General features: G+C 51.0%; 9 protein-coding genes and 1 pseudogene. 3 read left to right on the top strand and 7 right to left on the bottom strand.

What is annotated here, in order from left to right:
• Positions 1-210: 210 nt before the first annotated feature.
• Positions 211-420 carry a cold shock domain-containing protein gene (locus HPY30_14190; GenBank protein ID QYZ67028.1) on the bottom strand — a complete coding sequence of 70 codons (210 nt, stop codon included), beginning with the start codon at positions 418-420 and terminating at the stop codon, positions 211-213.
• A 233-nt stretch (positions 421-653) separates the two neighbouring features.
• Complete coding sequence (locus HPY30_14185; GenBank protein QYZ67027.1) at positions 654-1715, bottom strand: GGDEF domain-containing protein; 1062 nt, start codon at positions 1713-1715, stop codon at positions 654-656.
• Between the two features lie 312 nt (positions 1716-2027).
• Here HPY30_14185 and HPY30_14180 point away from each other — a divergent pair, with 312 nt between their 5' ends.
• The gene (locus HPY30_14180) at positions 2028-3275 is read left to right on the top strand and encodes an IS701 family transposase (protein ID QYZ67026.1); all 1248 of its coding nucleotides are present in this window, start codon (positions 2028-2030) and stop codon (positions 3273-3275) included.
• A gap of 81 nt (positions 3276-3356) precedes the next feature.
• Here the strand turns inward: HPY30_14180 and HPY30_14175 are convergent, their stop codons facing one another.
• From HPY30_14175 to HPY30_14160, 4 genes and pseudogenes are all read right to left on the bottom strand, one after another.
• Complete coding sequence (locus HPY30_14175; protein ID QYZ67025.1) at positions 3357-4436, bottom strand: phospholipase; 1080 nt, start codon at positions 4434-4436, stop codon at positions 3357-3359.
• A 97-nt stretch (positions 4437-4533) separates the two neighbouring features.
• Entirely contained in the window at positions 4534-6240 is a 1707-nt protein-coding gene (gene ltrA / locus HPY30_14170; protein QYZ67024.1) for a group II intron reverse transcriptase/maturase, read from the bottom strand.
• Between the two features lie 30 nt (positions 6241-6270).
• Positions 6271-6476: pseudogene (locus tag HPY30_14165) on the bottom strand (hypothetical protein).
• Between the two features lie 628 nt (positions 6477-7104).
• A complete protein-coding gene (locus tag HPY30_14160) occupies positions 7105-7311 on the bottom strand; it encodes a cold-shock protein (protein ID QYZ67023.1) in 207 nt (68 codons plus the stop codon).
• Positions 7312-8064: 753 nt separating this feature from the next.
• Between HPY30_14160 and HPY30_14155 the strand changes: the two genes are divergently transcribed.
• Positions 8065-10011 carry an alpha-amylase gene (locus tag HPY30_14155; protein QYZ67022.1) on the top strand — a complete coding sequence of 649 codons (1947 nt, stop codon included), beginning with the start codon at positions 8065-8067 and terminating at the stop codon, positions 10009-10011.
• A 336-nt stretch (positions 10012-10347) separates the two neighbouring features.
• Complete coding sequence (locus tag HPY30_14150) at positions 10348-11871, top strand: response regulator (GenBank protein QYZ67021.1); 1524 nt, start codon at positions 10348-10350, stop codon at positions 11869-11871.
• Positions 11872-11979: 108 nt separating this feature from the next.
• Here HPY30_14150 and HPY30_14145 read toward each other — a convergent pair whose 3' ends face one another.
• Complete coding sequence (locus HPY30_14145) at positions 11980-14241, bottom strand: TonB-dependent receptor (GenBank protein ID QYZ67020.1); 2262 nt, start codon at positions 14239-14241, stop codon at positions 11980-11982.
• Positions 14242-14669: the final 428 nt, after the last annotated feature.

Here is a 14669-nt window from a genome sequence, read left to right as displayed (position 1 = left end):
GGTGCGCATGGCGCACCCTACGTTCGTCACATTACCCTATACCGACCATCACCGAACGCCAAAGCTGGAGTAATAAGACAGGTTGAGGAAGTTTCGAGACGAAAGAGAGAGACCGGCGAGGCAATTTCCCGCTGGTGGATTGTGTTGAACTGTAGAGAAGACCGGCCAGATCAACCCTGGCCGGTCTTCCAAAAGGCTGTGTTGAAAAAATTACAGCGGCGTTACGTCTTCAGCCTGGGGACCTTTTTTCCCTTCACCTACGGTGAACTGAACTGACTGTCCTTCCGCCAGGGTCCGGCGACCAGTCCCTACGATTGAGCGGAAATGAACGAAGAGATCGGCACCATTTTCCCTTTGGATAAATCCGTAACCCTTCTCATCATTGAACCATTTAACGGTGCCTGTTTGCTGTTCAGACATTTGAAGAACCTCTGTAATATTAGTAAAACAGCCCACTCAAACAGTAGGCTAACGTTCTGATTGTAGTTTTTTGCGTACGGATTAGCAAAAAAATTGGCCTGCCATCTTTACCGACCGGACAAATGAAGCCTACAGACACATGCGCCAAACAAATATTTTATTAATCATGAAGTTATCAACCTACAGGTAACACGAAAACCGTATCAATTTCTCTGCAGGTTTGGGGAAAATCTCTAGTCAGCCAGAACCACCCTACCCCGCCCGAGCTTCTTCGCCCGATACATCGCTTTATCACATCGATCAAGAAAGCCATGAGCGGATTCCCCCAACCTAAACGCTGCAACACCCAATGAGGCAGAGACATCCACCAACGTCTCGCCAGTGCTTGGGCGCTTAAGCACCAGCTTCTTGATGTTTTTCCGTAGATTTTCCGCAAGGCCAAAGGCATTGGTAATGCTCGTTTCCGGAAGCAGGAGCGCAAACTCATCTCCCCCGATGCGGGCACTGCTATCACTCCCCTTGGTATGTTTTTTCAGAAGTTTCCCGAGTACGCTCAGCACCTTGTCACCCACGATATGGCCATGTGTATCATTGATCTCCTTGAAGTGATCCAGATCCACCAGTATCAGCGAAAAGTTAGCTGCCTGGAGGCGTTCTGCATCAGCAATCAGGTGATCCAGTGTTTGATCAAAACCCCGACGATTAAAGACACCCGTCAGCACATCAACGTATGCCTCTTTCTTGACAGACTCCAACTCATTCTTGAGCCTGTCCATCTCATCGGAAGAGGTCGTCAACTGGCTCTCAAATTGCTTGCTTTCCCGTGCGAGCTCGCGAGTATCCGACATGATGTTAGTCACGACAGCAAGCACATCTTCAGCCTTCTGACTCTCGGCTAACCGGTTGATATGCTGTTCAAGTTTTTCATTTGAGACTGCGGTTTTGCCTGCAAGGTCCACCAGCCCACCGATAGTCTGGGCGACGATGGCAAGCAGTTCCTCTCTTAGGTCGTCCAGGGCATCTCCATCGCAACTGTAGAGGAAACGCCGGAAGAGTTTATCTGCATCCTCCTGTGACCAAGTCCCTTGATCCTCCATAAACCTGTCGAGTTTTTCTTTCAAATGAGCATCTCTTCCCGCCATATAATTGTAGAAGAGGGAGAAGTTGACGGGGTTTATGGGAAGCTGATGTTTGGCGAGTAGAGGGATGGCCAAGCGAAAAAACTCACCTGCCTGATCCCGTGTATCAGGATGAAACAGCGCAGGGCTGGCACTATCCTCTTTCTGTTCTTTCATACGAATAGTTTAGCTAAATGGAGAGAAATCAACCGACTTTAAAATACCATTATTAATTCTACTTTGTCAGATTAGATCTATAAGTAACTCACTGAATAATATAAAATATATGCTGTGAATTTCTTGGCAATCATCGTAAGGAAGAGCATCAAATGACAAGCACCAAGGTCATTTGAATTACCTGATACGCGCATAAGTAGAATCGATCGCATAGCGGAGCGATTCCAACGTTTCCAGTACCGCTTTGAATCCCATTTTCGAAGCAAGACGAGGTCGGTGTTTCAACCGGTCACACACTATCTCAAAGGCCTGATGCAAGCGCAGAGAAAGAACATGGAACGCATGGAAGAGGTGGTTGCAGGCGCAGATGATCAGCGTCTCCAGCATATGCTCACCGAGTCCCCGTGGGATCATCGTGCGGTGTTAGACCAAGTGGCGCTGGAAGCCGATCAATGGCTGGGTGGAACCGCGGATACCTGTCTGTTGCTCGATGAGAGTGGCCTTGCCAAGAAGGGTAAACATTCAGTGGGGGTTAAACGCCAATGGAATGGCCGCCAGGGCAAGGTGGATAACTGCCAGGTTGGTGTATTCGCAGCACTGGGTAAAGGGCACTTGTCCACGCTGATAGATGAACGTCTCTATCTACCCAAAGAGTGGGTATCGAACCCGGCTCGCTGTCGCAAGGTGGGTATCCCGGAAGTTGAACGGAAACATCAAAGCAAGTCAGAGTTGGCGCTGGAGATGGTGCGTCATCAGAGGACGCTTGGCCTGCGTTTTGCCTGGGTGGGTGCAGATGGGGGATACGGGAAGGATCCGGCTTTTCTGAGGGGTTTGGAGGCGATGGGTGAAACCTTTGTGGTGGACATCCACAAAGACCAACAGGTCTACCTGGAAGATCCACAGCCGTTCATACCGGAGAGCACGACAACGCGCGGTCGTCGTCGAAGTCGTCTGCAAGCCCAGGCAGCCCGTCTGCGCGTTGACCAGTGGCTCAATGAGCAACGGGACAGCGAGTGGCAGCAAGTGGTATTACGGGATAGCAGCAAGGGCAAACTGCGCGTCGAGATCCTGCATCATCGGGTTTGGCTTTGGGATGGAAAAGAAGCCCAGGCACATCAATGGCACCTGATTGTACGACGAGAGGTCAATTCACCGGAGACGATTAAATACACCTTGTCGAATGCACCGGAAGAAACGCCATCCCATTGTCTTGCAAAGATGCAGGCGCAGCGGTTCTGGGTTGAGCGTTCGTTCCAGGATGGTAAGAGTGAATCAGGTCTTGCTGATTATCAGGCCCGTAAATGGAAATCCTGGCATCACCATATGGCCTTGGTCATGATGGCGATGTTATTCATGCTCGAAGAGCGAATTGTGCAAAAAGATGATCACCCCTTACTCAGTTGTTCAGACATCGAATCGCTATTGCGTGCCTTCCTGCCACGGCGAGATATTGAACGCGATGAAATACTACGGCAAATGACGAAACGGCATCGTAAACGACAAGCGGCTATCGACTCCCAATATCGAAAACAGACGCTGGAACAGTCGGTTGCCGGGTGATGGAATCTGACAAAGTAGAATTAATGATTCAGGTTAAGAAGCAATGCGTTCGGTAGGCTTCAGAAGAGTCATCCAGACAAACTATCCACTTGTCAGTTTATGTCCATGCTTGTCAATAATACGGTCGATCTCCTTTCTGGCATAGCGGCACAAACTGGCTTGAGCGTCACGCGATGCCGCCCTGCCTTCCTCTAGATCACCGATGATAATAATATTCTCATCGTTTAGTGTATTTGCGGGTTTCGTGTAGTTAAAACTTCCTGCGATGATAACGCTGTCATCGATAACCATCAGCTTGTGATGCAGCTTTCCGAGTCGCCCCGGACTCCAACCCCGCCCCTTTCGCGCCAGATAGACTTCGGCACCACTCTCGGCAAGTCCCTTGCTCGCAGCCCAGTACTGATTGCCCTGCCCTGCATCAAAGACGCCTCTGATCGGAATCCCCCCCAACCGGCGTGCAATCATGGCATCATCAATACCGGAGGACTTGGAGAAGGTAAAAATCGCAAAATCGATCCGTTCTCGCGCCTTCAGCATCTGCTTCATGATCTCCATCTCGGGGCCGTGATCGGGCGCGAACAGGACCTTGACCCTGATACCCGACACATCGACCTCCTTCGGCGCTTTACGGCTTTTGAAATGACGTTGCCCAAAGGCACCACTCCAGATCTCACGGAATTCGCTGGCATACTCCCTGGCTACTTTCTCATCCTGGACAACGACAAGATGATTCAAGTTTTTCTGAGTACCGGTAGGGGTGAAGTTGGTGGAGCCTGTGAGTACAGCGCTACGATCCCGAACCATGAACTTCTGATGGAAAATTCTGGGGTTATAGTCGAGTTTTGCGTTGATGCCTGCACGATGCAGGGCATTTAACATCGAACGGTTTTGCTCTTTTTTACCACACCGGACAAACACGTCATCAAGATCTTCGCGCTCGATGAGATAGTCCCCCTCAAGCACAAGCCTGACGCTAACCCCATTTTGCGCTGCATTAACCAAAGCCCGGGCTATGGGTTCAGACTCAAGTTCCTGAATGGCCACATCGAGCCTTTTTTGCGCCTGCTCGATAAACTCCACTATGGGAGATTCAAGATCATCCGGGCCGCCCAGTTCTTGCGGTCCCATATAGAGACAAAGATCACCCAACTCAAGTGGCATTTACCTGACTCCTTGTCGGGTAAGGAAGTGGCGTTACCGCCACTCCCTCCCCTAAGAAACGTACGTGAGAGTTTCCCCTCATACGGCTCAAGCCTTTTCATAGCCCCCTCACGGGAACCGGCTTCACAACGTCCAACTTTTGGCTGTGAACTTGTTTATGACAATTGGGATGCAGCATGACCAAGTTGGTTATGTTGTCCTTACCACCGTCAACGCGTTGAATCAGTCGGTGAACATTCCAACCTGATTCCTTGGTGATGCGTTGTCGGCAAACGGGACATCGTCCGTCCTGATCGAGCCAGAGCTTTACCAGTTTTCGACGACCACGGAGGTTATTCTGCATCTTGGACCCAACACGGTCTTCGAAGTAGGACTCCCAACGATGGTCATGAGGATTGGCTTTCGCCCTGATCTTGCGGTAGCGCCGAATTGGCGTTTCACCGGCATACACCAGCTTTACCAATATTGGCTTCCCATTGGGCTTCAAATTACCCGTTTCTGCTGCGAACACCCAAGTCCGATTCCCCACATGCTTAAAGTATTTATCCTTAATCCAGTGACGATTCTTCTTTGGATGTCGGCGTTTAGCCCATTGCCATAAACTACGCCAAATCTCACGGTCAACGCGCTGAAAGGTATCCTTGGCTACGACATGGCGATGATAGTTGACCCAACCACGAATTACTGGATTGAGTAGTCTTATCAAACTGATATGTTTTGCCTGTTTGTTACCTTTCACAATTCCACGGACTTTATCTAAGAACGTCGAAACGTTCTTCGTTGATGGTTTGATCAACAACTTCCCACCATACTTACGAATATTCTGCCCGAGAAAATCAACTCCTTCCTCTATATGCGTAATCTTGGTTTTCTCAGCAGAAAGGGTTAATCCCCGTTCTGTAAGAAAATCCTCGACTAGCGGTTTAACTTCATCTTCCAGCAGCTCTTTCGAGACACTGGTGATGATGAAGTCATCTGCATAACGCACCAGATTTACTTTGACTTTCTGACCACGGCGGGTTGTCCAAGGGAACGCTTTGTCCAGCGCAGCTTGGAGTCCATCTAGAGTCATATTGGCCAAGGTTGGCGAGATAATTCCACCTTGCGGTGTTCCCGCCTCTGTTGGGAAAAGTTTGCGGTTTTCCATATATCCAGCTTTCAGCCATTTATGGAGCACTACTTTATCCAGTGGGATATTTGCTAGCATCCAGTCATGACTGATATTGTCGAAGCAGCCTTTGATGTCACCCTCTAGTATCCACTGCGCTGAATTGCCACGAGCAAGTGCTTTGAAACAGTGCTCGATCGCATCCGCAGTGCACCGTTGAGGGCGGAACCCATATGAGTTCGGATCTGCTTTCGTTTCCGAGATGGGTTCCAGGGCAAGCAGATAAAGTGCCTGCATGGCCCTGTCTTTCATCGTTGGAATACCCAGCGGTCTCATCTTCCCATTGCTTTTCGGTATGTACACCCGACGCAATGGACGCGGTTGGTAGTCGCGGCGGCTAAGAGACAACATAGCTTGAGATTTTGCCTCTGGGGTAGACCATGTTGCTTTGTCTACTCCCGGAGTGTTCTTGCCTTTGTTTTCGGTCACCCGTTTCACGGCGAGTGCTTTGCCGGAAAACGAGTGGGTCAGCAGCCATTGCAAGGCTTTCACCTTGCCCCAGCGGCCTTCCTGTGTTGCCTTTACAATACGCGCTTGCAGCCTTCTGACTTCCCGATGACATTTGGCCCAATCAATGCCATGCCAATGTATCGGTTCGCCGAAGGGCGCACCCGCGCAACTTGCTTGCGTAGTCATTTGCATTCCCTCCTGTAAAAGTTCTCCAAACTATCTTGTAATGAAAGACCATACGGAAGTCTGCCCGCTTTCGCGGGAGATGATGTCGCCTCGCAGCTCAATCTCTATCCAATCGATTACAGATCGGCATTCGCTTTCTCCGCGTTCCTTTACCCGCACTCCCAACAGTGTTCCTTGCGGTTCACCTGCCCAATTGGGCGGAAATACGGGCTTACCATGTTCCACTTAAACAACAAGAATGGGTTAGACCCTGCCTATCCACCGGTAGCGTTGAGTATTCGCGTGCCCTCATACAAAAGGAGAGCAGCCTTGCTACGTTGCCATTTTGGCCCAAGCCTGTCAGCGTCTTTGGCTTGTACACACGTGACGATGTTTATCGGCAGTTCACATTTGTTGGTCATACCATCCAACCTAGCGCCCCATCCACATTGACGCTCGCAGATGCAGACATCCCCTCACGGTTCAGTCTTAGCCTTACGGCCGGGCTACATTGTCGCGGCAGCTTCACACACTCTTGTTACCAGAAATGCATGTGCCGCTAGGCTACTGTTGGCGAAACAACAGGTTTCCTTACTGGAATGTTTCTCCAGTCGAAACAATTGTTTAAGCGACTTCATGTCGCACTCAGTAATCATGACCCAGACACCCAGGGTACCGGAAAAAGGAATTATTCTACTTTTAGCACTAAATCCTATAACCTGCCAGCACTCACTCAAGGAGACATCGACAGGCTCAAAGCGAGCCACACCTTCAGGCAATAAAAAAGGCAGAACCCTCAGGTCCTGCCTTTTCCAGTCATCAACTCCCAAAAGGGAATGTGACCTGCATTGCGTTCAATGCAATGCCAAATCGCAGCTCAACAACTTAGAGTGGTACGATGTTCTCTGCCTGGGGACCTTTCTGACCCTGGGTAACAGTGAACTCGACCTTCTGGCCTTCAACCAGAGTTTTGAAACCCGAGCCGGTGATGGCGCTGAAGTGTGCGAACACATCGGGGCCGGATTCCTGCTCGATAAAACCAAAACCTTTAGATTCGTTGAACCATTTAACGGTACCGGTGGTAGTAGACATAATCATATCCTATTAAATCAAGAGTAACTGAAGCCTTTTTACAGGCCGTTTAACTGGAAGCTTTGCTATTACTTATGAAAAACAGGACGAGGTACTAAAGACTGTCATCGAAAAAGCGTGCATAAACATAAATATAAGACGTACTTTCAGGTTCTATCGATTATATATAGCTTTTTCCCATAGTCAACGGGTATTCCTATGAAAAATACAGGCACTCAACCTCATGGGTCCCATTAAGCGAGCCCGGGCGTCCTGGCAGCTTGTGGAGCTTAATTACGGAAGGCTGCGTCAAATCCTTCGAAACGGTATTTCAGAATAGGACGCTGGAGACCAAGAAGAATTTGAACCTTCGACCAATGGGCTAGAATTGGGAAAGAGAACAAATACCCTTATTTTTCCATGAGTTACATTGGAGTCCGTTACCCATGTTGCAGGACTCTGCAGAACTGACCCCCACAATAGGTCCACTTAACCCAAACCGTTGCAGAAAAGCAATCCCTATCCTCATTCTCTATGAAAAATGTGGGCCAGCCTTCTCCTTTACCCAACCCCTCGAACAAAATAATCTTATCCATCCATATGTTTTGTTGATCACCCTGACCGACTTGGAAACCCGCCGGCCACCTTGAACCCCGAATTTTTCCCGGCGTCAACCCAGACTGAGAATTTCATAATCAATTGCCTAAGAGGCACAAACTGTATTCTGATGTGGCAGCACTTCAGTCAGCATAAGGATAGTCTATCCTGTCAACTATGGAGGTATCCGACATGCCTATTCAGTCTCAGGTGGAACAGAGTCTGGCGGAGATCGATTTTGCCGACCTTACCAACAAACGCAATTACTACCCCTCTCCCACCGCCTGGGAGGATGAACTACTCTATTTTCTGTTTGTTGACCGTTTCTCCGACGGAAAGGAGTTCGGGGACTTCTCCAACATTGAGGGAGATCCGGTAAGCCGGGACGGCAATCGCTCCACACCGCTCTTCAAGCTCCAACATGACGCTTTCAGGGCAGATTGGGATCGATGGTTTCGGGATGGTCGGGGCTGGTGCGGTGGTTCCATCTCCGGCCTGAAGGACAAACTGGGATATCTCAAGCGCCTCGGCATCAGCGCAGTCTGGCTGAGTCCGGTTTTCAAGCAGGTAACGGACAGTGACGACTACCACGGCTACGGCATTCAAAACTTTCTCGACGTGGATCCCCACTATGGAACCCGCGAGCAACTAAAAGCGTTCGTGGCGGCAGCCCATGAGACCGGTATCCGGGTGATTCTCGACATCATCCTCAATCATGCCGGGGATATCTTTACCTACCGGGATAACCATACCTATTTGTATCACCAGGGGAGACGCTGGCCGGTTCAGGGTTACCGGAAAAGGCAGGGCGACCCCGGCAGTGTCCCATTCGGGCATCTGGAAACCCATCCCGACGCCTGGCCGGACAGTGCCGTCTGGCCCAGCGAATTCCACCCCCCGGAAAGCTGGGCCGCACAGGGACAAATCCGGAATTGGGATGCTTATCCTGAGTACCTGGATGGCGACTTCTTCAGCCTGAAGGAGCTTAATCATGGCCGGGCCAACAAAGATCCGGCAATCGCCTGGGACGTTCAGCGCCGTATCCGGGAATTTCACCACTCCCCAACCCTGGAACAACTCTGCAAGGTCTACCAATTCTGGATCGCTTACGCCGATATCGACGGCTTCCGGCTGGATACCGTAAAACACATGGAGCCTGGCGCTGTGCGTTACTTCGCCAACGTTACCCACGAGTTTGCCCAGTCCCTCGGCAAGGAGAACTTCTACATCATCGGAGAAATCACCGGCGGGCGTGGTCACGCAGTGAATCTGGTCAACACCACCGGCATCGATGCCGCCCTGGGCATTAACGACATCCCGGACAAACTGGAATACCTGGCCAAAGGTTACCGCAGTCCGGGCAACCCTGATACCGACGAACATGAAGGCTACTTCGACCTGTTCCGCAACAGCCTTCTGGACGACAAACACACGCACCAATGGTACGCAAAGCACATCGTCACCATGTTCGATGACCACGATCAGGTGGGCACCAGGCATAAGTATCGCTTCTGTGGCGACCACCCGGAGAGTTACCGTTACCTTCCCCTGGCGTTGGGTTTAAATCTCACCACGGCGGGGATCCCCTGCATCTACTACGGCACGGAGCAGAACTTCAATGGTTCCGATCCGCGCAAAGAGCAGGACGGCTATAGTGACGTCTTCCTGAGAGAGTGCATGTTTGGTGGTTCCTTCGGTTCGTTTCAGAGCACCGGCAGGCACTTCTTCAAAGAAAACCATGAAACCTATCAGTTCATCCGACGACTGAGTGAAGCCCGAAAAAAACACATCGCTCTGCGCCGTGGCCGTCAATACCTGCGGCAGGTTTCGCAGGATGGAAAGCACTTCTACTACCCTGAACTTGTGGGTGAGCAACTGAAATGGGTCGTGGCTTGGTCACGCATGTTCGCAAGCAGCGAATGCCTCTGTGCCATCAACACTGCGGACAAGGATTTGGAAGTTTGGGTTACCCTCGACCACCCCGCCCATCAAGCAGCCGGGGAACTCACCTGTATTGTCTCAACCGATTCGAGGCAGCAAGGGCAGAAGATACCGATACAAGCGCGCAATGGATCAGCCATTCATGTTCGCGTGCCGGCTTTTGGTTTTATTGTCTTTGGGTGATAGATGAAACGTTAAATTGAGGATTAATACAGCTGCACAAACACCACGGCCGGACTCATCCCCGCCTGTTCCCGTTTCATAGCCGGTGAATCCAGCTCTCCCTGCATTGCTCCAAAACCTAAGGAACCTCTAAATTATTGTCATTTCGAGCATCGCGAGAAATCTCAACCTACGTAAGCCTTTGATAGCTCCGTAGTTTGAGATCTCTCCCTGCGGTCGAGATGACAGAGACCGGATTAATCAGAGATTCCAAAACAAGACACCTTTCAAATAATTTCTTTTTCCACTTTCTGTCACCTGACTGAACCTCAAATCTAACTTCAATCCAGTTGATCTTTGGGTATTTCTCCCCATACAAGCTGTTGGTTTGCAGTGCAAGAATGTGAGCTATTCGATAGTCCGCGCGATATTAATACTTATATTCTGCGTGGAAGTAGTCTTAATTTACACGGACTGACCATGACCCGAAAATGCGTTCTCATCGTGGACGATTCCCGCACTGCCAGGGAAGTCCTGAAAAAAAAGCTGATCACGTACGATGTTGATATCGATAGCGTTGAATCTGCCGGCACCGCCGTTGATTATTTAGTAAAAAAACTTCCCGATGCCATTTTCATGGATTTCGAAATGCCGGGAATGGATGGCTACCAGACCTTGAGAGTGCTCAAGTCGAATGCCCGAACATCGAAAATCCCTGTAATGATGTACACCTCCCGAGAGGAGGGGCTGACAGTCAGCCAGGCACGCGCTCTTGGCGCGGTTGGTGTGCTACCAAAATTGATGGGGAAAGAAGAGGTGCAAAGCGCAATGGAGCAACTCAATTTGCTCACGGCGCACGAGTCCACGGAAGTGGTTCTGGATCACGTGGAAGACTTCGATGTAGAGAGCAGCGCCACGTATGAAGTCTCAGTGGGCGACACAGGGTTGGTGGAGTCGGTCAATAGTGTTGAGTCAGTCCGGAACCATGATCAGACAAGGAAGAGGATAGCGCGAATGCTGGCACATCAGCATCGGTTGATTAATCAGGAATTCCAGGTCACATCGCAAGAGACCCAGCAAAACCTGTTACAGCGTTTTGATGATGTCGATGGGAAATTATCGGAAGCCAGACTCACGCTGGATAAAAAAGCTGGCCGGCTTTCGAATGGAGGATTGTTGGTACTGCTGCTATTTTTCGGTGCACTGCTCTATTGGACCATCGGCAAAGAGAGCAATCTGGAGCAGATAAAATATGCCAACCAACTGACTGCGCTTGAACAGGAGCGAGGGAGGCTTGCCAATCAGGTGAACATGCTTGAGAAGTTGACTGCCAAACAAGAGAGTCTTGCGTCTCAGCAGGTATTGCCATTGAATGCGAAGAATGCACAGGAAAATAAAGCGCTTGTGCATGCACTGGAGTGGGCGATGAACCGTGAGGGTGCATTTGCATATAATCACGTACCCTTTGGTGATAAGCGGGTTTCCTGGCTTTCACAGGTGCTGGATCATCTGACTGCAGCTGGATTTCGGGGAACCCTTTCGTTGAAAGCGCATATGGGTAATTTTTGCCTGCAAAGAGGTGATCAGGAGTTACTGCATTTGGCAGATGCCGGGACAAAGATGAGCGAGTGTATTTTTTCTCGTGATATATCGGCAACTGATGGAGTGCAAACCATTGTACAGACCATTGAGTTTAGCAATTATCTGGATACTGCTCCGCCCTTGGTGGATGGCGCTATAGAGGTGGAGGTTGGTCTCTCCGGATATGATGATCCAGTGGCGCCTTATACAAATCCATACCTAGTGGAAAACGCGGGGGTGTGGAATAAGGTGGCTGCACAGAACCAGCACATATCGGTAACACTAACCCAGCTTCAGTGAACTGCGATTGGGATTGTTAGAAATTCTGTGCCTTTTCAATTGCCGGATTGATCCAAAAAAAAACGCCGAATGACGTCGGCGTTAAAAAGGTGCAGACAACAATTTCCGCTAGAACGTGACGTTCACTCCAGCATAGAGCGAACGCCCCATGCCCGGAACCGGGACGCCCCAAGGAACGTCGGTTCCGGTCATTGTCTTGCCCTCGCCGAGATAGGCGCCGCCCAGCGGGTGGTTATAGAACTTGTCGAAAATGTTCTCGATCCCGAAGTCGAAGCGGACCTGTTTCCACTGATAGTTGCTCCGCAGGTGGAACAGGCCATACCCCGCAGTCTGGAGTTCATTCCTGACCTGTGAGACGCGCGTCTTCTCATCCACAAGCTCAAGCTCGATAATGCTGGTCAAGCCACCCGTACGATGCTCTACTGCCAGTAAAGCATTCAGCGGCATGATGTTATAGAGGTTGTCGTCGGTAGTCTGGTTCTTGCCACGGACGTAATTCAACATGCCAGTTGCGGTGAAATCACCGTACTGGGTGTTTTCCGCCAGAACCCGTTGGCCGGAGATATCCACGCCATACATGTGCGCGGATTGATTGACAAACTGGAGGTAAACGAAGGCGTCGGTAGAAGTGTCGGCTGGGTCGATGCGGCGGGCATCGATGTAATCATTGACGTAAGTGTAGTAAGGCGCCAACGTCAGACCCCATTCCTCCTGGCCAGCGTCATGCCAGTCGAAGGACGCGCTGACGGTATGGGCGGTTTCCGGCTCCAGGTCGAGATTGCCGACATAGCCATTTCCGTCACCGGTCATGTTGATCATACGCATAGCCATACCGCCGGTCGACCATGCATAGCGCTCGTACAGGTTGGGCGAGCGAGTCTTCCGCGCATAGCCGAGTTCGATGGTGCGGGTGGCGTCCGGTGCGAAGCGAGCCAGCGCGGTCAGATCGATATTGTCATCGCTCTTTTTACGGTCAGCAGCATTAAAGGCATCGGCTTCAACCCCGTACTTATCTACGTTATACCCCTGCACCTCTCCCGTATCCATGTGGACTCTTTCGTAGCGTACACCGAGTTGCGTCAATAACTGCGGATTCCATTGAGCTTCCCATTCGGAAAAGGCCGCCAACCGGTCGCGTTCGCCGTTGTTGATGTTCCAGAAGGTATCTGGCCACATCCCTCTGCCGGACGGATCCCACCAGTCATCCAGCCGGTAATTCTGGGCTTCACCGCCCACCCTGAGCAGATCACGTTCGGAAAGAACGATATTGGTCTTGACGACCAGACCTGTGTTGTCTCCCTCAGTGTCCATGGGCATGCCTGCGGCGCAGCCCATCATTCCTCCGCTCGGCGTGCACGGGATACCATCCAAGAGAGCCGTGGTTTTCGTATCTGAGCCATACCAGAAGAGCTTGTCGTCGAAAAACTGCATCTTGTGACGCGTATGTTCACGATAGCCGCGCACATCCAAGGAACCCCAGTCGAATTCCCCTTCGTAGTGCAGATTGACTTGGTTGCTGTCGTTGCCGGTCATGTCCATGCGCTGATTGGGCCAACCCTGGTAGGGGATATCCTGAACTCCAAACTTTAGTTCAAGCAGATGATTTTCATGACGCATCCCAAAGTCAAGTGAGTGGTTGGTCGACTTGTACATGGTGGAGCCGACCTCGTCGCCATCCAGCCACTCCCGCCCAGCGGCCGCGGGTCCAGCCGGTTTGAAATCTTCCCCCGCCTTGTAATCATCCGCCTTGGTCGTCGACCCGCGATAGCTCACGCTAAATTTTTCGTTGGCGGCCGTCGCGGCTGCATTGCCGCTGATTGCGTTGCCGTTGGAGCGATAAGACATCCCCACTTCACCCTTGAATAGCGTGCCTTCGCCGGCCCAAGCGAACTCCGGAGCGGGGGAATCCACCAGGATCGTACTACCGATGCTGTCACCACCCACGCTGACCGGCGTGATGCCCGCGAATACCGTGGCGCTGTCAACGCTGGTCGGATCGATATAGGAGAGCGGAGGGTTCATGTGGTTGCCGCAGGCGGAGATTAAATCCATGCCATCTACCTTGATGCGCAGACGGTCATCGGCCATGCCGCGAATGACGGGGAGACTGGAAACGCCGCCCGCATTCTGGATACTAACACCGGGAATGTTTCTCAAAAGGCTGGCAGTGTCCGAGGTGGCAGGGCGCAGGGTTTGTAGCGCTTTCGCGTCAATATCCATGGCGTTCGGTAGCTGAGCATTGAGCGGCGACGACTCAGTGACCGTAATTGCTGGAAGCTGTACCTCCTCGGCGAATACCGGGCCTTGGGCCGCGGCGGCAACCAACGTGATTAGTAGGGGGCGCCGATAGTGGTGCATATACTGCTTCATGGGAACTCCTTTTGATGGATTGTTATTGTTTAGGACCAAATTCTTAAATATGCCTAGCCATACAAGCGCCTGAGCCAGGGGTGCGGATATTCGCGAGGTGTTTCGCTCCAGAACATTAGTTGGAACTTATATATCAAGACGAACACTCACTTACAATACAATTTGTTAATTTTTTTCGACGTTCGACTAAGTTAGGGTATTTTTTGTGTCATTTGACTCAGTTGTGTGGAAAGTAACGCAGATTAACCAGCGTTCCCAGAGACTCTCACTTCAGATAACCGGATCAAAAAGACATCGCCAGGCTCATCAAGTGATGACATTACACGCATGAGACTGATGAGAGAGAAAGCTGCGACTGCAGCTGATAACAAATATTGCCCGAAAGGCTATTGGCAACCTGAAGGAGAGGAAGGGAATCAGACGAATGC

The organism is Gammaproteobacteria bacterium (ex Lamellibrachia satsuma) (genome assembly GCA_019623805.1).
Taxonomy (GTDB): domain Bacteria; phylum Pseudomonadota; class Gammaproteobacteria; order Chromatiales; family Chromatiaceae; genus QGON01.
Note: the sequence above shows the minus strand (reverse complement) of the source record. Positions and strands in the feature narration are given on the sequence as shown.